This is a genomic window from Chryseobacterium sp. TB1-D10, from assembly GCF_059803555.1.
The window spans coordinates 35,508-59,479 of record NZ_JAPFHB010000013.1 but is presented as its reverse complement, the minus strand read 5'-3'; the positions used below and the strand labels follow the sequence as shown (position 1 = coordinate 59,479).

At 35.7% G+C, this 23,972-nt stretch carries 19 protein-coding genes and 1 tRNA gene; 8 read left to right on the top strand and 12 right to left on the bottom strand.

Annotated elements, in window-relative coordinates; all coding sequences use genetic code 11:
• Nucleotides 1-54: 54 nt before the first annotated feature.
• From coaE to OPU68_RS16185, 6 genes are all read right to left on the bottom strand, one after another.
• Nucleotides 55-678 (bottom strand): dephospho-CoA kinase, encoded by a 624-nt coding sequence (coaE, locus tag OPU68_RS16210; protein WP_498475001.1) that lies wholly within the window; start codon nt 676-678, stop codon nt 55-57.
• Between the two features lie 3 nt (nt 679-681).
• Entirely contained in the window at nt 682-1,548 is an 867-nt protein-coding gene (locus OPU68_RS16205) for an MBL fold metallo-hydrolase (protein WP_498475000.1), read from the bottom strand.
• Between the two features lie 25 nt (nt 1,549-1,573).
• Complete coding sequence (locus OPU68_RS16200) at nt 1,574-2,191, bottom strand: FMN-binding negative transcriptional regulator (RefSeq protein WP_498474999.1); 618 nt, start codon at nt 2,189-2,191, stop codon at nt 1,574-1,576.
• 32 nt (nt 2,192-2,223) lie between these two features.
• Nucleotides 2,224-3,246 carry a Holliday junction branch migration DNA helicase RuvB gene (ruvB, locus tag OPU68_RS16195; protein WP_498474998.1) on the bottom strand — a complete coding sequence of 341 codons (1,023 nt, stop codon included), beginning with the start codon at nt 3,244-3,246 and terminating at the stop codon, nt 2,224-2,226.
• Nucleotides 3,247-3,323: 77 nt separating this feature from the next.
• On the bottom strand, nt 3,324-4,931 hold the full coding sequence (locus tag OPU68_RS16190; protein ID WP_498474997.1) for an LIC_10190 family membrane protein: 1,608 nt from the start codon (nt 4,929-4,931) through the stop codon (nt 3,324-3,326).
• A 61-nt stretch (nt 4,932-4,992) separates the two neighbouring features.
• On the bottom strand, nt 4,993-5,544 hold the full coding sequence (locus tag OPU68_RS16185) for a glycine zipper domain-containing protein (protein ID WP_498474996.1): 552 nt from the start codon (nt 5,542-5,544) through the stop codon (nt 4,993-4,995).
• Between the two features lie 190 nt (nt 5,545-5,734).
• On the opposite strand from OPU68_RS16185, the gene OPU68_RS16180 reads away from it, so the two are divergent.
• Nucleotides 5,735-6,664 (top strand): helix-turn-helix transcriptional regulator, encoded by a 930-nt coding sequence (locus OPU68_RS16180; protein ID WP_498474995.1) that lies wholly within the window; start codon nt 5,735-5,737, stop codon nt 6,662-6,664.
• Between the two features lie 268 nt (nt 6,665-6,932).
• Here the strand turns inward: OPU68_RS16180 and OPU68_RS16175 are convergent, their stop codons facing one another.
• Nucleotides 6,933-8,219 (bottom strand): adenylosuccinate synthase, encoded by a 1,287-nt coding sequence (locus OPU68_RS16175; protein ID WP_498474994.1) that lies wholly within the window; start codon nt 8,217-8,219, stop codon nt 6,933-6,935.
• Nucleotides 8,220-8,742: 523 nt separating this feature from the next.
• Here OPU68_RS16175 and asnB point away from each other — a divergent pair.
• Entirely contained in the window at nt 8,743-10,404 is a 1,662-nt protein-coding gene (asnB, locus tag OPU68_RS16170; RefSeq protein ID WP_498474993.1) for an asparagine synthase B, read from the top strand.
• 40 nt (nt 10,405-10,444) lie between these two features.
• On the opposite strand, the gene OPU68_RS16165 is transcribed toward asnB, so the two are convergent.
• From OPU68_RS16165 to OPU68_RS16155, 3 genes are read right to left on the bottom strand one after another with little or no spacing between them, the layout of a single operon-like run.
• A complete protein-coding gene (locus OPU68_RS16165; RefSeq protein WP_498474992.1) occupies nt 10,445-10,906 on the bottom strand; it encodes a hypothetical protein in 462 nt (153 codons plus the stop codon).
• Nucleotides 10,907-10,908: 2 nt separating this feature from the next.
• On the bottom strand, nt 10,909-11,289 hold the full coding sequence (locus tag OPU68_RS16160; RefSeq protein ID WP_498474991.1) for a RidA family protein: 381 nt from the start codon (nt 11,287-11,289) through the stop codon (nt 10,909-10,911).
• A 44-nt stretch (nt 11,290-11,333) separates the two neighbouring features.
• A complete protein-coding gene (locus OPU68_RS16155; RefSeq protein WP_498474990.1) occupies nt 11,334-13,955 on the bottom strand; it encodes a putative LPS assembly protein LptD in 2,622 nt (873 codons plus the stop codon).
• Between the two features lie 42 nt (nt 13,956-13,997).
• Here OPU68_RS16155 and OPU68_RS16150 point away from each other — a divergent pair, with 42 nt between their 5' ends.
• Both OPU68_RS16150 and OPU68_RS16145 read left to right on the top strand, forming a co-directional pair.
• Complete coding sequence (locus tag OPU68_RS16150; RefSeq protein ID WP_498474989.1) at nt 13,998-15,281, top strand: N-acetylmuramoyl-L-alanine amidase family protein; 1,284 nt, start codon at nt 13,998-14,000, stop codon at nt 15,279-15,281.
• Between the two features lie 59 nt (nt 15,282-15,340).
• Nucleotides 15,341-15,412 (top strand) — tRNA-Glu (locus OPU68_RS16145).
• 67 nt (nt 15,413-15,479) lie between these two features.
• Here OPU68_RS16145 and OPU68_RS16140 read toward each other — a convergent pair.
• On the bottom strand, nt 15,480-16,178 hold the full coding sequence (locus tag OPU68_RS16140; protein ID WP_498474988.1) for a DUF1826 domain-containing protein: 699 nt from the start codon (nt 16,176-16,178) through the stop codon (nt 15,480-15,482).
• A 142-nt stretch (nt 16,179-16,320) separates the two neighbouring features.
• On the opposite strand from OPU68_RS16140, the gene OPU68_RS16135 reads away from it, so the two are divergent.
• Both OPU68_RS16135 and OPU68_RS16130 read left to right on the top strand, forming a co-directional pair.
• The gene (locus OPU68_RS16135) at nt 16,321-16,899 is read left to right on the top strand and encodes a Crp/Fnr family transcriptional regulator (protein ID WP_498474987.1); all 579 of its coding nucleotides are present in this window, start codon (nt 16,321-16,323) and stop codon (nt 16,897-16,899) included.
• Nucleotides 16,900-16,982: 83 nt separating this feature from the next.
• A complete protein-coding gene (locus tag OPU68_RS16130; protein WP_498474986.1) occupies nt 16,983-18,050 on the top strand; it encodes an SDR family oxidoreductase in 1,068 nt (355 codons plus the stop codon).
• 118 nt (nt 18,051-18,168) lie between these two features.
• On the opposite strand, the gene clpB is transcribed toward OPU68_RS16130, so the two are convergent.
• Nucleotides 18,169-20,760, bottom strand: coding sequence for an ATP-dependent chaperone ClpB (clpB, locus tag OPU68_RS16125; protein WP_498474985.1), 2,592 nt, complete (start codon nt 20,758-20,760; stop codon nt 18,169-18,171).
• Between the two features lie 433 nt (nt 20,761-21,193).
• Between clpB and OPU68_RS16120 the strand changes: the two genes are divergently transcribed.
• Together OPU68_RS16120 and OPU68_RS16115 are read left to right on the top strand one after the other, a co-directional pair.
• Nucleotides 21,194-22,723, top strand: coding sequence for a helix-turn-helix domain-containing protein (locus OPU68_RS16120; RefSeq protein ID WP_498474984.1), 1,530 nt, complete (start codon nt 21,194-21,196; stop codon nt 22,721-22,723).
• Between the two features lie 178 nt (nt 22,724-22,901).
• Entirely contained in the window at nt 22,902-23,846 is a 945-nt protein-coding gene (locus OPU68_RS16115; protein ID WP_498474983.1) for a T9SS type A sorting domain-containing protein, read from the top strand.
• The last annotated feature ends 126 nt before the right edge of the window (nt 23,847-23,972 follow it).

Here is a 23,972-nt window from a genome sequence, read left to right as displayed (position 1 = left end):
AATAAAAAATCCCCGAAAGTTAATTTCGGGGATTTTTTTAATATAAGTGTGAGATTAACTAAGTTCTGTGATAAAAATATCAGTTTCAGTTTCCAGATTTTCTCTGTCAGAATTATTATAAATCACAAAATCTGCCAGTTTAATTTTATCTTTTTCCGGCATTTGATTCTGCATTATTGTTTCAATTTCTCTGTATGTTTTGTTGTCCCGGTCCATCGTTCTTTTGATCCTCAGATTGTCATCGGCAGTCACCAGGAGAGATTTGTAACATTGTTCATTTAACTTCAATTCGAACAGTAATGCTGTTTCTTTGAAGATAAATTCTGATGTTTGAGCAGCAACCCATTTTTCAAAATCGAGTTTTACAGCCGGGTGGATTAGATGATTCAGTTTGTCCAAGAGTTCGGAATCATTAAAAACCTTTTCCGCAACAAACTTTCTATTATACTTCCCTTCTACGTAAGCTTCTTCGCCCAGAAGAGAAATGATTGCGCTTTTTAATTCAGAATCAATATTGACAATGTTTTTTGCCTGATCATCCGAATAGTAAACAGGAAAACCTTTTTGCTCCAATAACTTAGCAACGGAAGTTTTTCCCGATCCAATTCCGCCTGTCAACCCAATGATCCTGGGAGGAGGAATATCTTCCTGATTTTGATTTATATCTTGTATTTCCATAATTTAATATCCAAAAATTTCATTAAAACTAAAGGTCTGATCCAGCTTCACGCCTCTTTCTGTCATCTTTAGACTTGCCAGTTCGTTGTGTGCATCGTGTTCAAAAAACAAAAGGTAGTCATTATCTACACATTGTTTCAAGAATTTCCCTTTTTCTTCCATTGTCAGCATCGGCCTCGTGTCATAACCCATTACATAAACCTGCGGAATATGACCAGCAGTAGGGATGAGATCTGCTGCGAAAACAATAGTCTTTTCCTGATATTGCAGAACTGGCAGCATCTGCTTTTCCGTATGGCCATCTACAAAAATGACATCCATTTTTAAGTCTGGCGCAAATCCATAATTCCCGGTTGTTGGCAAGGGTAAAAAGTTAAGTTGTCCGCTTTCCTGCATTGGCAAAATGTTTTCTTTCAAAAAACTTGCTTTCTCTCTCGGGTTTGGTTCTGTTGCCCATTTCCAATGATTTTCATTCGTCCAGAAATTTGCATTTTTGAACGCTGGCCTGTAACCAGATTTATCATCATTCCATTCTATTGCACCACCACAATGATCAAAGTGAAGATGCGTCAAAAAAACATCCGTAATATCATCTCTTACAAAACCGAATTTTTTCAAATTCTTATCCATAGAATCGTCTCCCCAAAGCGAATAATGTCCGAAGAACTTCTCGTCTTGTTTGTTTCCAAGTCCGCAATCAATAAGGATTAACTTTTTGCCATCTTCTACAAGGAGAGAACGCGTTCCCAATTCGATAAGGTTTTTTTCGTCAGCTGGATTTGCTTTTTCCCAAAGCGTTTTCGGAACAACGCCAAACATTGCGCCACCGTCTAATTTAAATTTCCCGCACTGGATTGGATATAGTTTCATAAATATTGTTATTTTGAGAGAACTGTTAAGTCAAACTTCGGTTTTCCTTCATCAGCTCTGCAATTTTTTTACTGTTATCAAAATCTGATTGCTCTAAATTAAGAATAATATTTTCAAAATCCTCGTCATTTCTGTTTTGACTTAGCTTATTTGCGATATGGATTTCTGTAGGAATGATATTAATCCCAAAAGCACCTTTCATTTCTTTTCTAACCAGATCATCACCCATATTTTCCACAAACATTGGACATTTCTGAACTTTTTCATATTTGAAAGTCAGCTTTTCCAAATGTTCATACAACTCTTCATCATTCATCAATTTTACTTTTCCACGAATTTGAACGGCTTTATAATTCCAGGTTGACACATTAGTTTTTTCGTACCAGGATGATGAAATATAAGAATGAGCGCCAAGAAAATCACATAAAACTTCATCGCCGTCTTTCAAAAATTTGGCTTGAAAATTAGCTTTAGAAATATGCGTTTCTAGGTAAAAATTGCCATCATTTTCATTCAACAAAAACATAGAATGTGTTGCTGACAATCTTTCTTTATCGGAAATTAAAAGTGCAAATGCATTCTCACTGATGATTTTCTTCATCAATTCATGATCTTCACTTTTATAAATTTTTGGAATAAACATGCTGATTTCTGACTTTAAATCCGAGTAAATTTTTAAAACAATTCACCAGGATTCTTAGGCCTCGCAATTCCCAAATGTTTGTATGCTTTGTCGGTGACTTCACGGCCTCGCGGCGTTCTGATGATAAAACCTTCCTGAATCAAAAATGGTTCATAAACTTCTTCCAAAGTTTCCGGATTTTCAGCAATTGATGTTGCCAAAGCTGAGATTCCTACTGGTTTTCCGCGGAAATTCTCAATCATCACGCGCATAATTTTGTTGTCCATATCATCCAGACCAAATTCATCTACGTTGAGAGAATTCAGAGCAAATTTTGTGATATTAATTTCGATTTCGCCGTTGCCTTTGATCTCTGCAAAATCACGAACTCTTCTCAACAATGCATTAGCAATTCTTGGAGTTCCACGGCTTCTTCTGGCTATTTCAAGCGCCGCATCTTCGTAGATCGTCACGCCCAAAACTCTTGCACTTCTCTCGATAATCATTCCAAGAAGTTCTATCGTATAATATTCTAATCTTGACTGAATTCCAAATCTGGCGAGCATTGGTTTTGTCAACATTCCGGAACGTGTGGTTGCGCCAACCAAAGTGAAAGGATTCAGACTAATTTGTACAGAACGTGCATTTGGACCGCTTTCCAGCATGATATCAATCTTGTAATCTTCCATTGCGGAATACAAATATTCTTCAACAATGGGAGAAAGTCTGTGGATTTCATCAATGAATAGAACATCATTTTCTTCAAGATTCGTCAGTAATCCCGCTAAACTTCCGGGTTTATCCAAAACCGGACCTGAGGTTATTTTGCAACCAACGCCCAATTCATTAGCGATAATATTCGCCAAAGTCGTTTTGCCCAAACCTGGAGGGCCGTGTAATAGAACGTGATCCAGTGCGCCGCCACGATTCTTGGCAGCTGCAACAAAAACTTCCAGATTATCCAAAGTTTTTCTCTGTCCTGCAAAATCATTGAAACTCTGCGGACGGATCTTTTCTTCCTGAATCAAATCGTCATTGGAATAGTTCTCTTTATCGGGATGTAAAAAATCGGGCATTTTGTTAATTAATAATTAAAAATGAGGAATAAGCAAACTAAAAGTTTGTAGTCAAAGATAAAGAAAAATTAAGGGAATTATGGTTTGAGTTTCTCGGTTTCGGCAATGATTTTTTTCAATTGAATTTTCTCTTCAGCGTTTAATTTCCTTTGAAAAATACCGTCTTTGAAATCTTTTCCAAAATATTGAGGGAAAACGCCGTAGTAATCATAAAGCTTGAGATCGTAAAAATTAAGTGACGGATAATGAACTTTGTCCCTTTGCTGTTTAGAAACTTTGAAGTTGAAATTCCCGATTTTGTAGGTTTTATTGGCATTAACTAAATTGATTCCGGCTGGTTTATAAAATTGAGAAAAACTGAAATCTGACATTCGTTCCCCCAAATTAAACTGTTGAACAAAAACTGGAAATGTAAAAACCACTGCAATAAAAATGGAGATGAAAACGGCTGTAAAAACTGCTTTCTGTTCTGAAAAATTCCTGATCGATAAAAATATGGCAATCAAATAAACATCAATAAAAAACCTGTATTGCGCTGAAAATGAAAATATTAAAATCGATTTTAATATTAAGAAAAATAACAATATATAATAAAATTTGTTCTTTTTCTTAAATGCATAAAATGAAATAATCAATAATGAAATAATGACTCCAATATTTAAAATAGTTTTATAACCAATGGTGAACCAATGGTAGATTTTATCAAAAAAACCAAATCCAATAACTTGTTGATAAGAATATTTCATATCATAAGACTTCATCAAACCGATTTGAGAAGAATAATTCAGCATTTCCCCACTCGGTTTCCAAGGCAAATTGAAATCTATAAAAGAAACTGGAAAAATTGGGAATCCAAACAGCCAGAGATTTTTTATGATTACTAAAATTCCAAAAAAGAAAATGGGAATTATAAATTTGAAACTGAAATTCTTTTGATTAAAATTATTTAATATCATTAAAAGCGGTAACCAAAATACAATAGGTTTGATGCAAAATGCAAACAGTGATAAACATAGAATAATTTGACTATCTCGCCTGTTAATCAATTCATTAATGATAATTAATGTGATAATTAAAATTGGTAAATCGGGACTTGGCTGCTGAACAAAAATTAAAAATACAGGTAGGAATATTAATAAAAAATACTGTTTCCGCTCATAAATATAAATCAGAAACAGAACTGATAAATAACAATTAATCTTCAAAAACGGATCCAGAAAATGAGAAAATCCTGACTGATAAATATGCCAGAACGAAGTTTGTCCAAGCAGAAGATCAAGGTTCGAAATCCCTTTTACGAAACCAACTTCCTTCAAATATGAAATCGTGGGAACGTAATAACTGTAATGATCAAAGAGATATGGCGAAAATGAACCAGAGAAAATGATAATCAGTAAAAAGAAATAGAACCAAAAATCAAATTTAAATTTGATTTGTGACAATTTTTCATCTCTAAGAAACGAACCAAATCCAGCCAATCCAATTAGAATAAAGAGAACTTCAAGGTTTGAATTCAAAGGAAGGAAAAATGCAATTATTGTCTCCAGAAATGTAATGCCGATAATTCCTAAAAAAGAAATCAAAACATAACTCTGATTATTAATTTTAAGCAGGTTTCTAATGATAATTCCGTTCCCGAAATTAACTATGAGCAACATCAAAACTGTGAAGAAAATTGAAAGCATAAAAAAGATTGCTTAAAAATAAGCAATCTTTCCGTGTTTAATATATATGTGTGAAGAAAATTTACTTCTGAACTCGACCTGTTTTTCTGTCATTCGCTCTACCAATTGTGTAGCCAGTCGCTCCACCAGCAACACCACCAATTACAGCCCCCAGACCTGGATTTTTCTTAGAGATAATAGCTCCGGCAGCAGCTCCGCCAACAGTACCTATCACAGTACCTTTTGCAGCACTACTCCATCCTTTTTTCTGAGTTGCCGTAGTTCCTGTAGATCCAGATGATCCGGAATTGGAAGCTGTGGAACCAGAAGATGAACCACCGCCGGAATTACCGGAAGATGAATTTCTTTTAGGTGTAGATCTTCTAGCTACTCTGTTAGCTTCCGCTTTTCTATCTGCCTCTTTCTCCTCCTCAATCTTATTGAGGCTGTCTTTTTGTTTTTCGAAAGATATTTTTTCCTTTTCTATTGCAAGTTTTTGTTTTTCCAAATCAATTTGTCTTGCCTGATAGTCTAATTTTTGCTGTTCAAGTGATGCAGTTTGCACTTTTTCGTCTTTATTACAAGACGTTAACAGTAAAGTGGCTGCAAATCCTGTTAAAAATAACTTTTTCATAATCGTTTATTTTTTCACAAACAGTGAATTATGAAGTAGTCTTTTCAATTATGATTCCAAAATAAAATATTATTTGTTAAAATTTGTTAATAATAAAAATACTGATATCAAATTGTTTTAAATTAATTCATTAAAATCGAGGGTTTGCCCAACATATCTGATGAAAAAATATTAATAACCAAATAAAAACATGAACTATATATCTTCTCTTATTACAAAAAAAAGGCAATCGTCCAAAGATGAAATAGAATATGAAAAGAGTTTTCTGTTTGATATTTATACATTGGCTCTGATCTTTTTATTGGTATGCAATATATTTCTCAATCTGTTTCTGAAAGAATATGTAAATCTTTTGATTTTTGCACTGGCGGCAATATTTATATCTTGTACGATATTAATTCCGGACAAAATAAGATTCAACAGAAATCTGCTAATGATTCTATTTTTTGTATTGGGAATTTTCATCTTTTACTTTGACACTATTTCGGGTGAGGGCTGTATGAATTATCTATCCTACGTTTCTCTCACCATTGCCATTTCATTTTTTTTTGATCATATAAGAGACAAATGGATCATCGTTTTTCTGATTACATCATACCTTATCTGGTTTCTAATCAATGCGGGAACCGATTATTACCTGAGTAATTATTTCAGTCAAAATCTATCTTCACTGGAACAATGGTACGTGAGAGTTTATAAGATCATTGAGATTACATTCTGCACTTTCATCGGGATGTATTTTATCTACAGAAAGGAAAAAATGCTTGTTAAATATTATATCGAAAAAGAAAAACTGAACGCCATCATTCAGAAAACAGATAAAATAAGTTTTTCGGGAGAATTATATGAGCTGGCGATGAATAAGAATTCTTTGTTTATTACCTATTTCAAATCTCAGTTTCCTGATTTCTTTGACAAGCTCTTGGCAGTTTCTCCTAATCTGATTTCTTCTGAATTGGAAATTTGTGCCTTATTAAAATTAAATCTTACCACAAAAGAAATGGCAATTGCAACTAATTCTACTGTAAGAGCCATTGAAAACAAGAAATACAGAATACGCAGAAAGCTGGATATCCCCTCAGAAACAGATATAAATCTATATATAATAAACAATTTCTAAATTTTATTTTACAAATAAACCAATATGATGGTCAGATAGATAAGCTTTTTTGGACAACTTTTAGAGCTTGTGAGTATATGTGAGTAAACGAAATATATCCAAATATTTTTGCTTGATTATGAAAATGTATATTATTGCACCATAATTAAAAACACAAACACATTTCAAAAACGCATCTGGTGATGCAATTTTCAAAAAAAAACAAAAACACAAATGAAAAAAACCGGAATTTCTATTCCGGTTTTCTTTTTATTTTTAAGGATAATCTTTAAAAAAGTTCTTTTCTAATGATATTCTGGGAACGCTCTGGACCTACGGAAACCAAATAAACATTAATTCCCAGATGCTCTTCTATAAATTCAATATATTTCTTTGCATTGGCAGGAAGCTCGTCGTAAGTTCTTGCATTGGTAATATCTTCATCCCAACCTTCCAATTCTTCGTATTGCGGTTCATAATCGTACAATTTAGTCGTAGACGAAGTAAAATAATCGATAATTTTTCCGTCTTCAGTCTTATATTTTGTAGCAATTTTCAAAGGATGAATTCCGGTAAGAACATCTAACTTGGTAATTACTAAATTATTAATACCATTAATCATACAAGCATGCTTCAAAGAAACCAAGTCTAGCCAGCCTGTTCTTCTTGGTCTTCCGGTGGTAGCACCAAATTCAGCACCGATCTGTCTGATATTTTCTCCCAATTCATTGTCCAGTTCCGTTGGGAAAGGACCGTTTCCTACTCTTGTTGTGTAAGCTTTTGCTACACCAATCAGGTTTTGCAAGGCTGTTGGCGGAACGCCCGCTCCTGTACAAACACCACCAGTAGAAGGCGAGGACGAAGTAACATAAGGATAAGTTCCAAAATCAATATCCAACATCAAAGCCTGAGCACCTTCGAAAAGAATATTTTTGCCTTCTTTTATCGCTTCATTTATTTCAAGTTCTGTATCTACAATTCTGTCTTTCAGTAATTCACCCAAAGCGATGAACTCCTGGTAGATCTCTTCAACATCCAAAGTTGGCTTCTCAAAATATTTTTCGAAAAGTGAATTCTTTGTCTTTAAGTTTTTCTCTATTTTTTCTCGCAGGACTTCAGGATTCAAAAGATCAATCATTCGGATTCCGATTCTTGCAATTTTGTCTTCGTAGCAAGGTCCTATTCCCTTTTTAGTAGTTCCAATCTGCGTTCCGCCTTGTTCTTCCTCTCTGTAAGTGTCCAGCAAAATATGGTAAGGCATAATCACGTGCGCTCTTCTGCTAATAAAAACGTGGTCTGTTCTCATTCCTTTGCTTTCAATCTGATTGATCTCTTTTACAAAAGCTTTCGGATTTACAACAACACCATTTGCGATGATACACTTGCCTTTGCACTGGAGAACACCGGAAGGCAAAAGATGCAGCACAAATTTCTCATCGCCTACATAAACTGTGTGACCAGCGTTGTCTCCGCCCTGGAAACGAACAACATAATCTGACTTTGCCGATAAGACATCTGTGATCTTTCCCTTTCCCTCGTCCCCATACTGAAGACCTACAACTACGTAAGTTGACATATTTTTTACTTTTTTTAGATTATTGACAAAGTTAAATCTTAAATATTGGCTGGCAAAATCGATTGCACAAAAAACCCTCTTACTAATGAAAATAAGAGGGCAAAAACACAAATGATGAAAAAAATTATAAATGTATTTGAAGTAATTACTTACCTCACATTTACAATACAATTTTCGTTACAAAAATCGTACAATTTTTCTAAACTATCCTAATAAAAAGTGAACTTTATTTTAAATAACTAAATTTATGTTAAAAAAAGTATTTTATTGTAATTTTTTTTAATCATTAATAAAATTATTATTATTAATTTTCTATTTGGATAAAAAATAACAGCAAACGAGCGCAAACCTATAAAAAATAAAGAATTGTGATTTATTTTAATTAATAATCGGAATATAATAAAGCAATTAAATTTTTTTTCTGGTGAATTTTAATTTAAAACTAAAAATAATTTCATTTTTAAATTTTCCAGGCTTACTTTTGTATTATAATTTTAATCAAAATCAAAAAACAAATAAAATAATGTGTGGAATTGTATGTGTGTTTGACACCAAACAAAAAAATGAAGCGATAAGACCTCAGATCCTGGAAATGTCCAAAAAAATAAGACACAGAGGTCCGGACTGGTCAGGAATATACCAACACAACAACGTCATCTTCTCTCACGAGAGATTGGCAATTGTAGATCCTACATCAGGAAAACAACCATTATTCACAAAAGATAATAAAGTTGCTTTAGCAGTAAACGGCGAAATATATAACCATCAGGAACTCAGATTAGAATTCCCGGCTTATGAATTCCTGACTCAGTCTGACTGTGAAGTTATTTTAGCTTTATACAGAAGAGACGGCAAAAACTTCCTTGAAAAACTAAACGGGATTTTCGCTTTTGCTTTATATGATGAGGAAAATGATGCTTACCTCATCGGCAGAGATCACATGGGAATTGTCCCTTTGTATATGGGTTGGGACAAAAACGGAAGTTTCTACGTGGCTTCTGAACTGAAATCTCTGGAAGGCGTTTGCAACAAAATCGAAGAATTCTTACCAGGTCATTTCCTTTACAGCAAAGACGGACAAGAGTTACAACAATGGTACAAAAGAGACTGGACGGAATTTGATAATGTAAAAGACAACGAAACAGATATCGCCGCCATCAGAAAAGGACTGGAAGAAGCCGTTCACAGACAGCTGATGAGTGATGTGCCTTACGGCGTTTTACTTTCCGGCGGTTTGGATTCTTCCATCATTGCAGCCGTTACAGCAAAATATGCGAGACAAAGAATCGAAAGTGGCGACACGCAGGAAGCCTGGTATCCGAGACTGCACAGTTTTGCTGTTGGATTGGAAGGTTCTCCGGATTTGGCAGCAGCAAGAAAAGCAGCGGATCATATCGGCTCTGTTCATCACGAGATCAAATATACAGTTCAGGAAGGCCTTGATGCCATCAAAGATGTAATCTACCACTTGGAAACTTACGATGTAACGACGATCAGAGCGTCCACACCGATGTATCTTCTGGCAAGAGTCATCAAATCGATGGGAATCAAAATGGTGCTTTCGGGAGAAGGTTCTGATGAATTGTTCGGAGGTTATCTATACTTCCACAAAGCGCCATCTGCACAAGCTTTCCACGAAGAAACGGTGAGAAAATTAGGAAAACTACACCTATATGATTGTCTTAGAGCCAACAAATCTCTGATGGCCTGGGGAATCGAAGGTCGCGTGCCGTTCCTTGACAAAGAATTTATGGACATCGCAATGACCATCAATCCGAAAGATAAAATGATTACACCGGAAAGAATGGAGAAATGGGTGCTTAGAAAAGCCTTCGAAGATCTATTGCCGGAAAGTATTGCGTGGAGACAGAAAGAGCAGTTCAGCGACGGTGTTGGCTATTCCTGGATTGATACTTTGAAACAAGTCGCTGAAGACGAAGTGACGGACGAAATGATGGCAAACGCGAAATTCAGATTCCCGATCAATGTACCGATGAGCAAAGAAGAATACAGATACAGAACGATCTTCGAAAGCCACTTCCCAAGTGATTCTGCTGCAAGTTGCGTTCCTTCTGTTCCTTCTGTAGCTTGTTCTACACCAGTTGCTTTGGAATGGGACGAAGCTTTTAAAAACGCCAATGACCCAAGCGGAAGAGCGGTGAAAGTACACGAGACGGCTTACTAGAAATTTATTAAAACTAACTATACAACGGAAAACCACAAGCCTAGGCTTGTGGTTTTTTATTTTTGAGTAAAAGTTTTGCTTGTTTTTCCCGCCGCTTGTAGATGATTTCGGTTATCTTTCCGCCGATCCAGGAGAATGGGAAGAAGATCAGAAAGATTGAGATCTTGTAGAAAACAGGATGATAAGGATAAATGATAATATCCAGCATCGCAATGAACAGCATAATGAAGCCTATCAGAATAGCATAAGCAACTTTCGCATACTTTACAATGATAGCCGTAACTACACCACCAAACGTAACACCCAACCCACCGAAGAACAACAGTGCTACAAAAAAGGAATCCTTGTGCTGAACAGATCTTAAGAGCGTTTCCCAATGGTCAAACGGCGCAAACTGTTTGTAGGTCACCCACGAGGAGTCTATCTTTATCCCCAATGTGATAATGAGAGCAGCGACTGCCAGGCCAGCCAAAACACCGATGGTATTCCTACAGAAATTCATGTTTAATCTTTGAAGGCGATCATAGAGATCTCCACATCTACATTTTTAGGAAGGCAAGATACCTGAACAGTTTCTCTCGCCGGATAAATTTCATTTTCGAAGTATGAAGCGTAGATCTCATTCACCTCAGCAAAATCATCCATATTTTTCAGGAAAATAGAAGCTTTCACGGCATTACTGAAATCCATATCGGCAGCTTTCAAAATCGCTTTCAGGTTTTTCATTACCTGATGTGTTTCTTTCTGGATGCCCTCTACCAATTTACCGTTTTCCGGATCTACCGGAATCTGACCTGAGATGTATAAGGTTCCGTTAACCAATGTTGCCTGAGAATATGGCCCGATTGCAGCCGGAGCTTCCGGCGTATGAATGATCTTCTTCATTTTCTATTATTAATTTACAAAACTATACAAATTTTCATTAAATCCTAAAAAGTACTGTTCGGCTGGGTAAAACTCCTCTCCTTGTACTTCACAGCGTCTTTCAGAATGTTGGCTTTGATCCCGATAAAGAAATCATAAACCTTATACTGTCCAAACGGCACCCAGTTGAATGTGATGGTAAAACTACGCTGATCTCTGGCAAACCCAAGACGTGTGTAGCCAAGGGCTTTTTGCTCAATATCATAATTCGTACTTCCGTTGATATTCCAGTATGGGGTAAGTTTTATACTGCCGTCCAATCCAAGTGTTGCAACTTTATTACCAAATCTGGACAGACTTCTTGTGTATGAATAATTTGCATTCACGTTTAAGGTCCAGGTAGGCGTGTAATGTGCATAATTATCATCATCAAAGAAATAATTCTCATTCCGGATTTCCCCTTTCTTTTTATATTTTTTCGAGAGTTCCTCTTTCTTCCCGAAGATGGCCTCACTCATAGGGTAAGACAACTGTAGGTTGAAACCCTGCAGACTAAAATGACCGAAATCTTCTGTTCTCACGCCAACATCACTTCCATCTGTGAAGGCAATCCTGTAGGGTTCCAATGTAAGGCTGGTATTGACGTTCAGTTTATTATCAAAGAACGAAGACTGACCATTGACCGTGAAAACCGACCATTTATACTTTTCGGCTGCGAAGTTGTAACCTCCGGAGACATTCAGGTTTTCAAATATTTTTACTTTTTTGACACCTGTAGAATCTGATTTGGATCTGATTTTCATCTCCAGATTATTGGTAATATTGAATCCGACACTCTGTGTAAGACCGGAGGTTGGCGCACCATAAATTCCATTATCAAAGATAGAATAAGGCGTCATCTCGCCACGGGAATTAGAATAGTTTCTGAAATAGCCCCAGCTCTTTTCGCCAAAATCCGGAGAATAGGTAAAACTCATACTAGGTGTTACCACGTGACGTATAGCGACGATTGGTGAGGTTTTGCTAAAGTTTTTCTGTCCGTATAGCACGGTTTGCAAACTGGCACTGGTAGAGAAGGTGGAGTATCCCGCAATCCCTTTATTATAGTTATCCTCTACAAGATTCGTCAGTGGATTATAACGTTTTTCCAAAGTTTTGGTCGTAAGCACATTATCTGCATTCGCTGACAGACTGAAGGTGAAAAATTTAGCAACCGTGGTATTGGTAGATAAGGAGATATTATTCTTCGCACCGGTTTTCAGCTCGTCCCACATTTCTTTTTTGAAGAGTTTATCTTCCGTTGTGGTTACATAATTACTAAGCGCCAAACCTGTGTTGACATTGATGTTCTCCAGCAATCCGGATCTTACCCCTGTTTTTGGTTTAAAAAGATAAAACTGATTGATGGCAACCGTCATATCTGGCAAGCGGAGATCTGTCACCTTTGTCGCAAAATTCTGGTTGTACGACATACTCGCACTGATGGTAACCGGAAGATTCAGAAATCTCTTGGTAAGATTCACCCTGGAAGTCTGCTGCGTGTTCAGAACATTCTGATTGAAGATATAATTATTGTTGACCGTATTGTCGTAGAATTTGGTACTCACAATATCCACACTTGCATTGAAGGTCAGATATGGATTAGATTTCGAATCCTGAGAATGGCGCCAGGCAATCCTGAAAGTTTTTGTTCTGGAATAGTCATCCAAACCTTTGATACCACGAACTGTATAACCATAATCGGCTGCAAAATTACCCGAGTATCTGTATTTTTTGAGGTAATTAAGTTCCGGTTTCAGGTTCCAGCTTCCTTTGGTATATATATCTGTTAAAATCTTCAGATCAAAATGATCGCCAATTGGCTGATAGTAACCCAATCCATTAAGAAAGAATCCAACGTCCTGACGCTCTCCAAAACTCGGAATCAAAATCCCGGCTGATCTTTTATCAGAAAAAGGAAGAATCGCAAATGGTAATATTAAAGGAGTCGGAACCTGCTCAATATACATTTGGATAGGTCCTGTGACGATCTGTGCATTATCTTTTCCTTTCAGGAGTTTGATCATCCTTGCAGACATATGATAATCTGCCAGAGAATCTTTCTTTTTAAGGAAGTACTCGTCTGTTGTGTACATTGCACGACTCATTACAAATACAGAATCATTGTATTTTTTTGTTTTCTGAGCCACGATTACACCTTCGCTCTCCTCTGTTCTCGCATTGAAGGCAATTGCCTGCTTGGTCTTAATATTATAGATAACCTCGCTGTACTCAAACTTTTTACCGCCTTGGGTGGCTACGGCTGGTGTGATGATTTTACCATTTTTGTCCTGCTCTCCCCTTGCGTAGATCTTTCCGGTCTCCCATTCGAATCTGATATAATCTGCATCTATCTGCATATCCTGATAGATGATCTGTGCATTTTTTTGGAGGGTAGTCTGTTTGTTGGAGATAGAAGAACTGGTTTTGTACTCCGCTTTCATCTTGACAACATCCTCCAGCTGTTCTTTTGGGATGATGGTATCTTTTTTTATTCCTAAGGAATCTTTGGTTATACTGATAGAATCCCGAACATCATTTTTTTTATCAGTATTTTGGGGCACATTTTGTGCTAAAATATTGTTAAAAATTAGGATATTTAAAATTAGTAATATACTTTTGAAAATACTTCGAGCCAAGGCAGTCATTCTGAAATTGGGTTCAAAATTAATTAAATTTTAAAGATTAAAATGATTAGGTCAACACTTTATAATAAATTTTTTTTTCTGTTAACGTTTTTTATTAGTTTTAGCTGCTTTTATTCGCAGAAAAAATTCACGCTGGTTCTGGATGCAGGCCACGGTGGAAGCGACATTGGAGCTAATAGAAACTATCCAGACATTGGCTCTGTTCAGGAAAAAAATGTAACATTGGGCATTGTTCTGAAATTGGGAAGAATGCTGGAGAAAAACAAAGAATACAAAGTTATCTATACCCGAAAAATAGACGAATATCCGTCTCTTACATACAGAACCGATCTGGCGAACAGAAGCAAAGCGGATCTTTTCATCTCTGTTCACGTTAACTCTTCGCCAAGTAAAAGCGCAACAGCACAGGGTACGGAGACCTTTGTACAAGGTCCCAACCAAAACAGAGCGAATCTGGATGTTGCAAAAGCAGAAAATGACGTAATCTTCCTGGATGAAAAGGATAAAGAAAATTTCGCCTCGTACAATCCCAGCTCTCCGGAATCTCTTATTGCGCTCAAAATCCAGCAGAGTAAATATCTGGAGGCGAGCCTTATCATTGGTGGATTGGTAGAAGATAATTTCGTAAAAAAAGACAAAAGAATGTCTCGCGGTGTGAAACAAGAAAACTTACACGTTTTGAGAATGAACGCAATGCCTTCTATTTTGATTGAAACTGGTTTTGTAAATAATTATGACGACGCACATTACATTTCTACAGAAGAAGGCCAGCAAACGATTGCAGAAAGTATTTATAATGCTATTGTAAGCTACAAAAAACTGGTAGACAGAAACGTCAAAGAACTTGAGCCGGAAAAACCTGCCGAGCAACCGTTGAAGAATGATTTCAGAATACTTCTGATGAGTACACCTAACAAATACAACGATGAAGATCCCGCATTAAAAGGTTTGAAATACATCTTGCCAATCAAAGAAAACGGATCCTATAAATATTATTACGGAACTACAAATTTCGCTTCTGTAAGGGATACGAATCTAAAAACAGCTAAAGATGCCGGATTCAGAAATTCTATGGCGATCAGTTTTGTTCCAAATCAAACTTTAGGAATAGGTTATTACACTTTGGAAATATATGCAGGGAAAGAAAAATTAGATTCTAAATCTACAATTATGAAAACACTTCCGGATATGATCCGAAACAAAGAAAGCGGTGTTTTCTACTATACTTACGGTAAATACAAGTCTCTGGAAGATGCCATAAAAGCGCAGAAAGACCTTGAAAACAGAGGTATTACGAATACTGTAATTGAGAAAAAACTGAAATAGACAGAAACAATTTGTTTTAACTGTTTAAAGTCTTTATTTTTGCAGTCCATAAAAACCAGGGCCTATTCGTCTAGTGGTTAGGACTCAAGATTTTCTTTCTTGCAACAGCGGTTCGATTCCCCTATAGGCTACAAAACCGGAAAAGTAAATTTTATTTACCTTCCGGTTTTTTTGTTTTAAGTTTCAGTAGTGATCTGTTTAGCAGATTAAAAGTAACCGATATTCATCTTTATTTTCTACAGGCGCCCTATGAATACAGGGTAAAACCTTCTGTCCAGGATATTCTACAGCAAGTCTCCAAAGGCGACCTAAACCTAAATTAATTGAATGCGCATCGGATTTGGGTTGATAATGAAGATTAAAATAATTTTCCTCCAAAAAAGTTTCAAATTCTTCTTCCGGGCCGTCATGTAAATCTTTAAGTTTTTGCCGGATTTCGGGGATCTGAGTTTTTGGTATTGCCTGATTATTTGGCAAAATATCACTGGCAGCACCATAATAAGTGCATAAAAAAGTACTGGTTCCTACAGGCGAACGATCTACGTGATAAGAATAGACATCCGTTGAAATGAAATCAAATTCTTCATCACGATCATAATTTTTAATCAAATTGAGTGAAGGCAATGCTCCAAAATCACTTAATAATTCCAGATCATTTAAAATAATTTCTCTCGCATAATGACCGTTCGCTGATAATTGAAGCGCTAAAAGATCATCACTTGTGACTTCTGTAATGTTTTCTGACAATCTAAGTTTTGATACAATTTCTTGAAAATCACCAACAATATTTCTTTCCCAGCATACGGCATTTACAGGATCCTGAAAATTATAATGCACAAGATCCGAAAAAGTTGAAACTACTGCGATCTGATGATGATTAGAAAAGTTATCGCTCATTTTGAGAAAGGACTAATATTATGTAATGCAAAAATAAAAAGATAAATGATAATAAATATCCTGATAAAAATTACCACTCCAGCAAATTATAAACGATAACTTTACACAAATATATAAATGCTAATTATTTCAAAACTGATTTATGTTTGATGTTTTAATAACCTACATTCAGGAGAAAGTTGATATTAATGCAGATCAAATTGAATTACTGAAATCATTTTTTACTCAAAAAAAACTTGGCAGGAAAGAGTTCCTATTGAAAGAAGGCGAAATCTGCAAAAATTTAGCTTTTGTAAGCAAAGGCATTCTCAAATCTTACATTCTGGATGAGAGAGGTAATGAGCGAATTAATCTATTTGCGTTTGAAGGCTGGTGGATTTCAGATTTCAATAGTTTCCTTCATCAGGAAAAAGCCTTCCTCAATATTGATGCAATTGAAGAATCCGAATTATTACTGCTAAGTCGGGAAAATTATGAAGAACTGACTTTAAAAATTCCCATTATGGATCGGTATTTCAGGATTCTTTATCAAAACAGTCTGGTCACAAAAGATTACAGATTGGTCATTTCTAATAATTTTACCGCAGAAGAAAAATATCTACAGTTGGTAGAAAGCAACCCAAACATCACTCAAAAACTTTCGCATGCTTTAATCGCTTCTTACCTTGGTCTCAGCCCGGAAACTGTCAGCAGAATCAGAAAGAAAATCTCTCATCAATAAATATTAAGACTACATCAAACTCATGATCTACATCAAGTTTTTTCGGTTTTAATGCCGGTAACTTTGCAGTCAAATAATTTATTATGGAAAAAATTGCATTAGTCGTTGGCGCTACCGGAATTACCGGAAGCAATCTTGCTCAGGAATTGATTACGAGTGGCTGGACAACATACGGATTGGCAAGAAATCCCAATTCAAATATATCGGGACTGATTCCTGTAAAAGCGGATTTGCTGGACGAAGAAAACCTAAAAGCTGCTTTGGAAAACATCGCTCCTACTCACATATTTTTTACCACCTGGATGCGGAATGATACCGAGGAAGAGAATATTAAAGTCAACAGCGCACTTGTCAGAAATTTATTAAATGTCTTATCTCCTCAAAAAAGCATTCAACACGTGGCTTTGGTTACTGGATTGAAACATTATCTAGGTCCGTTTGAAGCTTATGCTAAGGAAGAATCTTTGCCGGAAACACCGTTGCGGGAAGAACAGCCACGTTTGGAATATCCAAATTTCTATTATGCTCAGGAAGATGCAGTTTATGAAGCTGCTGAAAGAGATGGCTTTACCTGGAGTATTCACAGACCACATACCGTTATCGGATACGCTGTTGGCAATCTCATGAATATGGGAACTACATTGGCAATCTATGCAAGCATCTGTAAAGAAACCGGAAGGAAATTCATCTTTCCGGGATCGTCTGCACAATGGAATGGCTTATCTGATGTAACCGATGCCAGAATTCTCGCCAAACAATTGATCTGGGCTTCTACAACAGACACAGCTAAAAATCAGGCTTTCAATATTACAAATGGCGATATTTTCCGATGGAAATGGCTGTGGGAAAAGATTGCAGATTATTTTCAAATTGGGTCCCAAGGATTTGACGACGAAATAAGACCTCTCGAAAAAGAACTTCAAAACGACCCGAAACTTTGGGAAAACATGGCAGAAAAGTATGCTCTTAAAGAAAATAATCTATCCAGAATAGCCTCCGCCTGGCATACAGACCTGGATCTTGGAAGACCAATTGAGGTAATGACTGATATGGCAAAAAGCAGGAAACTGGGATTTACATCTTATCAAAACACACTTGATTCTTTTACAGATCTATTTCAAAAATTAAAGGAAGAAAAAATAATTCCTTAGTAATTTATAATAGGATTCAATTTAATTAAGATTGATTTATTTCATTAGTAAACAAAAAATCCTTTTCTCTATTCGAGAAAAGGATTTTAAATAAATATATATATGAAAAAATTAAAACTTATTCCACCGGTCTGAAAACCAACCCAGTTTCGTCAAAATAATCCAGCGTAATTCTGTCACCGTCATTCACGGTTCCAGCGAGGATTTCTTTGGATAATTTATTCAAAACTTCCTGCTGAATGACTCTCTTCAAAGGTCTTGCTCCGAAAACCGGGTCGTAACCTTTGTTAGTTAAATAATTCAAGGCATCTTGTGTTGCAGTCATAATGATATTTCTTTTCAGCAACAAATCATTGAAACCTCTCAACTGATACTGAACGATTTTTCCGATTTCTTTTTTTCTTAAAGGCTGGAACAGCACCGTTTCATCAATTCTGTTCAGAAATTCCGGACGAAGCGTTTGCTTTAATAAATCAAAAACTTCAATTTTAGTTTTAGCGACAATTTCATCCTGATTTTCCTCTGTAATATTTTCAAAATTCTCCTGAATAATATGTGAACCCAGATTTGAAGTCATAATGATAATCGAGTTTTTGAAATTCACAACTCTACCTTTATTATCCGTCAAACGACCGTCATCCAAAACCTGTAACAATGTGTTGAAAACATCAGGATGCGCTTTTTCAATTTCATCTAAAAGCACAACTGAATACGGTCTTCTTCTCACTGCTTCCGTTAATTGACCACCTTCATCATACCCAACATATCCCGGAGGCGCACCAACCAATCGAGAAACAGAATGACGCTCTTGATATTCACTCATATCGATTCTCGTCATATTGTTTTCGTCGTCGAATAAAAACTCAGCTAAAGCTTTTGCCAGCTCAGTTTTACCCACTCCGGTTGTTCCTAAAAATAAGAAACTTCCAATTGGTTTTTTCTCGTCGCTTAATCCGGCTCTGTTTCTTCTAATGGCATCTGCAACCGCTTCAATCGCTTCTTCCTGACCAACAACTCTGTGGTGAAGTTCGGTTTCAAGATGTAATAATTTTTCTCTTTCAGATTGAAGTAATTTTGTAACAGGAATTCCTGTCCATTTTCCGATTACTTCTGAGATATTGTCTGCGGTTACCTCTTCCTTAATCAATTCATTCTGATGATTTTGCATTTCTAATTCAAGTTTTTGCAAAGCATCTTCCTTCTCTTTAATTTTTCCGTACTGAATTTCAGCAACTTTCGCATAATCTCCTGCTCTTGAAGCTCTTTCTGCTTCCAGTTTCAGAGATTCTATATCTTTTTTGATGGATGTTAAATCCTCAGATTTTTGTTTTTCTTTCAGCCATTTAGCATTGATTTCGTTTCTTTCTTCAGAAATTTTCGAAATATCTTCTTTTAAATGATCGATTTTGGTTTGATTTCCTTCTCTTGAAATGGCTGCCAGTTCAATTTCCATCTGCATCAGTTTTCTGTCGAGAACATCCAGTTCTTCAGGTTTTGAATTGATTTCCATTCTCAACTTAGCCGAAGCTTCATCAATCAAATCAATCGCTTTATCCGGCAAAAATCGGTCTGAAATATATCGTTGAGACATTTCCACCGCCGCAATAATTGCTTCGTCTTTGATTCTTACTTTGTGGTGAGCTTCATATTTATCTTTAATTCCACGCAAAATAGAAATCGCAGATTCCGTATCAGGTTCTTCCACCATTACTTTCTGGAAACGTCTTTCTAAGGCTTTATCTTTTTCGAAATATTTTTGATATTCATTTAAAGTGGTTGCACCGATTGCTCTTAATTCTCCTCTTGCCAAAGCAGGTTTTAGGATATTTGCAGCATCCATTGCGCCTTCACCGCCTCCAGCTCCTACTAAAGTGTGGATCTCGTCGATGAAAAGAATAATTTGTCCCTCTGATTTGATAACTTCATTCACAACAGATTTCAAACGCTCTTCAAATTCACCTTTGTATTTTGCACCGGCAATCAATGCACCCATATCCAAAGAGTACAAAGTTTTATCCTGCAGATTTTCAGGAATATCTCCGGAAATAATTCTGTGTGCAATTCCTTCTGCAATTGCGGTTTTACCAACTCCAGGTTCACCAATCAGAATCGGGTTGTTTTTTGTTCTTCTTGATAGAATTTGTAAAACTCTCCTGATTTCTTCATCGCGACCGATTACGGGATCTAATTTTCCTTCTGCGGCTAATTCGTTGAAGTTTTTAGCATATTTTTTTAAAGACTGGTACGTTTCTTCTGAACTGGCAGAATTTGCAGTACTTCCTTTTCTTAATTCTTTAATTCCGCCTTCCAAAAGACTTTTGGTTACGCCCATATCTTTCAACGTTTTCGAAACTTCAGAATTTGTTTCCAAAAGCGAAAGCCATAAATGTTCGATCGTTACGAATTCATCACCCATTTTTTTAGCGATGTTGGGCGCATCAAGCAAAACTTTGTTCGCTGATTGTGAAAGGTAAATATTTCCACCCTGCACTTTTGGAAGTTTTTCTAAATTTTCGCGGTTGCGCTCTCTTACCAAAGTGGCATCTGCTTCAGATTTCTTTAATAAAAAAGGCGATATATTTTCATCTATTTGAAAGATTCCTTCCAAAAGATGTTGAGGTTCTATTTGCTGATTGCCAAATTCCATCGCCACTTGCTGAGCGGCCTGGATGGCTTCCTGTGATTTTACGGTATATTGGTTTAAGTTCATATCTTTTTGTTATTAAATGATTAAAGAATTAAGTGATTATTTATTAGAGTCTGTATCAAATTCTGTTCATTTTTAAGTGTTGAAAAGATGATTTTGATTATTTAAAAAAACATTAAGAAAGTAATTTTTAAGGTTAGCTCTCTTAATGCTTTATCAATCATTTAATTCGAATAGCTTATCGCAAAAAGTATTCTTTTGTTGAATTTTTAAAATTATCAGACAAAATTTCCGAATAATTGAATTTTGAATGAATTAGAAAAGACAAAATTTCCGAAATCTCAATAATTTAATTAAAAATGATTGTCAATTTGGTAATGAATTTTAATCAGGAAAATTTCTTAATATCTCAAATCGTATTTTTTATTTATAAATTTGAGTATAAAATCTGAAATTGACTCGTTTTCTAATTGTTTCGCTGACCTTTTGTTTGATAATGTTTTGTTCTGCACAGAATCAAAATCAGGAAGACCTGTCTGGCTCCGAGACTTTGGACAAAAGTAAAATCTCGCCTGAATCAATTGTAGAACAAAGTATCAAGAAGCTTGAGCAGCCAATCTCCGACGAAGCCAAATATGAAGTCCGGATGAAAATGGCGGATGCCTATCTGAAAATCAAAAAGCCAGATTTTGCAAAGTCCACGGAAATGCTTTTCAAAGCGAAAGAGATTGCTGAGAAATTGGATAACACCAAATTGATGGCGAAAATCTACGGTTCTATCGCCAACCAATATTCATTTTTGAATTTTCCGGATAAAATAAAACCTTACCTGGACTTATCGAAACAACAAGTTGATAAACTTCCGAATGGTTACGAAAAGAATTATCTAACCGCAAGATTGTACATTGAATATGGAAATCTTGAGGCTGATAAAGAAAATTTTCTTGTGGCCAAAAAAGATTATCAAAAAGCTTTGAAGTTTTTAGGAAACATTGGAAATCCCAGCAAAAAGAACATTTTTCAGTTCCGAAGAGCCTTTTACAATATGGGCGTTTCGTATGCTTATCTCAAACAAAATGATTCGGCTGAATATTTTCTTAATAAAGCTTTGGCAATCCGTGATACGGAAAATAAAGAATTCAAGTATTTTATTTACAATAATTTAGCTAAGGTTTATGCTTATAAAAATGAACATCAAAGAGCAATCGATTCCCTGGAAGTTGTTCTGAGAGAAGATGCTTTCAAAGACAACAGATTACGGGCTGATATATACAAAAAGCTGATTGCGTCCTACAAAGCTTTAGATAATAAAGAGAAATACATCGAATATTCTGAGAAACTTTTGGAACTGGAACCAGATGTGAAAGATAATAATCTAAAAGCGATCAACACTGCAGTTTCTGAAGAGCAAAGAAATCTTTTGGAAAATATATCTGACAAAGAAGGTCATAATAACCTTTTAATAATCAGCTGCGGATTGTTGGTTTTCGTCGGTGGAATTTCTATTTTCTTCATCAATCAAAAAAGAAAGAAAGAGAAATTGATTTATCAAAACTTCATTTCGAATCTTGAAAAGAAAGAGATAAAGGAAACTTTTGAACCGAAAGAAATCATTCAGCCGGAAATTGAAAAAAAGGAAAAAGTGACATTCTCAGTTCCAAGTTCTGCGGAAGCTATGATTCTCGATAAATTAGAAAAGTTTGAAGAGTCGGCAAAATTTACCAATTCAAAGTTGACGGTTGCAAATCTGGCTGTGATGTTCAAAACGAATCCGACTTATCTTTCTGAAACTATTAAGAAACATAAAGAAAAAAACTTCAATAATTACTTGAATGACCTGCGCATCAATTATATCTGCAAGCAGATTCTCGAACGTCCGGAATTCCTTAATTATAAGATAAGTTATCTGGCAGAAGAAGCCGGTTTTTCTTCCCATAGTTCGTTCACGACTGTTTTCAAAAATATCACTGGGATTTCTCCATCTGCCTTTTTGCGGGAAGCAGAAAAGAAACATAAAAATATTTAAATATTTGATTTTCTGGATTTTAATACTTGTTTTTAGCTTTTAAAATATGATATTTCGAAAGACAAAAGCTATTTTTTGATTCTTAAAGTATATACATTTACTTCATCAATGAAATAAAATTTATTTCTAATTGATGTGATTATCGCAACATATTTTATTAAATCTTAAAAAATTAATTATGAAGAAAATTGTATTTTTTTTATCGGCCTTAGGTTCGATTTTAAGCTTCTCTCAAAATGTAGGTTGTGGGAATTCTGTTAAAAAATCTTTTTCCGGAACTGTTGAAGTTCAACCAAAAGCAGCTGCGAAAGCCGAGACTTGCAACACAGTTGTCATTAATGATACTGAAGAAGAAAACGGTGTCTTCATTATTGGAAATGGCGGACAAAAAGCAGCCGTTGATATTCCGATTACAGATAACCAGACGATTAAAATCAATAGTATTGTAGTGACTTTGGCAAGTAAATTACCGCCAACTTTTGTCAATTTTATTTTCTACGACAATATTCTTTCTACGCCGGAAGATCCGGAAGATCCAAGTAGAAATATTCCCCACCAACAGCTTTTTTCTGTAACTAATACAAGCATAGAATCGTTTGAAGAAGTTGGGTATGAGCCTTTGCACGAATTTATCATCAGAAAAGTTAAAATAAACCTTCAAACTCCAATTTTGTTAAACGGTACAATGTCACACGAACGAATATGGATGAGTACAAAATCCGATGCCAATGCGTGGTCTACAACGGCGCATTACGAAACAGGCGAAGGCGTAGTTGGTGAAAGCGTTGCGATGGGCGGAAATAATTTTGACTGGTTTCAGTTGCTGAATGTGGAAGGTTTGTACGAACTGAATGCAGAGTGCGACTTCCTGAATGTTGCAGATGCAGACTTCAATTCAAAAGCTGTTATCTATCCAAATCCGGCGCAAGATCATTTTGAATATAAAGGAATCAATGGGAACATCGTTTCTACAAATATTTATGCATCTAACGGAAGTCTTGTAAAAACAGTTAACTCCAATGAGTCCAAAATCAATGTCAGCAATTTGAAAAGTGGTGTTTACATCGTTCAAACCAAAACTTCCAATGGTAATACGTTTACCAATAAGCTGCTCAAAAAGTAACTTCATATTTTTAAATTTAAAACGGCTCGTTTGATGGATTTTCATCAGGCGAGTTTTTGTTGTTATTTTAAGAATAGAACTTTCTGTCAGGTTTTGAATTAAATATATTAAATTGCAACTAACAAT

Bases quoted from the DNA above. Each gene is read 5' to 3' on its own strand.
- clpB (WP_498474985.1), bottom strand. From the start codon at position 20,760: ATGAACTTAAACCAATATACCGTAAAATCACAGGAAGCCATCCAGGCC.
- ruvB (WP_498474998.1), bottom strand. From the start codon at position 3,246: ATGCCCGATTTTTTACATCCCGATAAAGAGAACTATTCCAATGACGAT.
- OPU68_RS16160 (WP_498474991.1), bottom strand. From the start codon at position 11,289: ATGAAGAAGATCATTCATACGCCGGAAGCTCCGGCTGCAATCGGGCCA.
- OPU68_RS16165 (WP_498474992.1), bottom strand. From the start codon at position 10,906: ATGAATTTCTGTAGGAATACCATCGGTGTTTTGGCTGGCCTGGCAGTC.
- OPU68_RS16180 (WP_498474995.1), top strand. From the start codon at position 5,735: ATGAACTATATATCTTCTCTTATTACAAAAAAAAGGCAATCGTCCAAA.
- OPU68_RS16190 (WP_498474997.1), bottom strand. From the start codon at position 4,931: ATGCTTTCAATTTTCTTCACAGTTTTGATGTTGCTCATAGTTAATTTC.
- OPU68_RS16155 (WP_498474990.1), bottom strand. From the start codon at position 13,955: ATGACTGCCTTGGCTCGAAGTATTTTCAAAAGTATATTACTAATTTTA.
- OPU68_RS16115 (WP_498474983.1), top strand. From the start codon at position 22,902: ATGAAGAAAATTGTATTTTTTTTATCGGCCTTAGGTTCGATTTTAAGC.
- OPU68_RS16150 (WP_498474989.1), top strand. From the start codon at position 13,998: ATGATTAGGTCAACACTTTATAATAAATTTTTTTTTCTGTTAACGTTT.
- OPU68_RS16205 (WP_498475000.1), bottom strand. From the start codon at position 1,548: ATGAAACTATATCCAATCCAGTGCGGGAAATTTAAATTAGACGGTGGC.
- OPU68_RS16135 (WP_498474987.1), top strand. From the start codon at position 16,321: ATGTTTGATGTTTTAATAACCTACATTCAGGAGAAAGTTGATATTAAT.
- OPU68_RS16175 (WP_498474994.1), bottom strand. From the start codon at position 8,219: ATGTCAACTTACGTAGTTGTAGGTCTTCAGTATGGGGACGAGGGAAAG.
- OPU68_RS16120 (WP_498474984.1), top strand. From the start codon at position 21,194: ATGTTTTGTTCTGCACAGAATCAAAATCAGGAAGACCTGTCTGGCTCC.
- OPU68_RS16130 (WP_498474986.1), top strand. From the start codon at position 16,983: ATGGAAAAAATTGCATTAGTCGTTGGCGCTACCGGAATTACCGGAAGC.
- coaE (WP_498475001.1), bottom strand. From the start codon at position 678: ATGGAAATACAAGATATAAATCAAAATCAGGAAGATATTCCTCCTCCC.
- asnB (WP_498474993.1), top strand. From the start codon at position 8,743: ATGTGTGGAATTGTATGTGTGTTTGACACCAAACAAAAAAATGAAGCG.
- OPU68_RS16185 (WP_498474996.1), bottom strand. From the start codon at position 5,544: ATGAAAAAGTTATTTTTAACAGGATTTGCAGCCACTTTACTGTTAACG.
- OPU68_RS16200 (WP_498474999.1), bottom strand. From the start codon at position 2,191: ATGTTTATTCCAAAAATTTATAAAAGTGAAGATCATGAATTGATGAAG.
- OPU68_RS16140 (WP_498474988.1), bottom strand. From the start codon at position 16,178: ATGAGCGATAACTTTTCTAATCATCATCAGATCGCAGTAGTTTCAACT.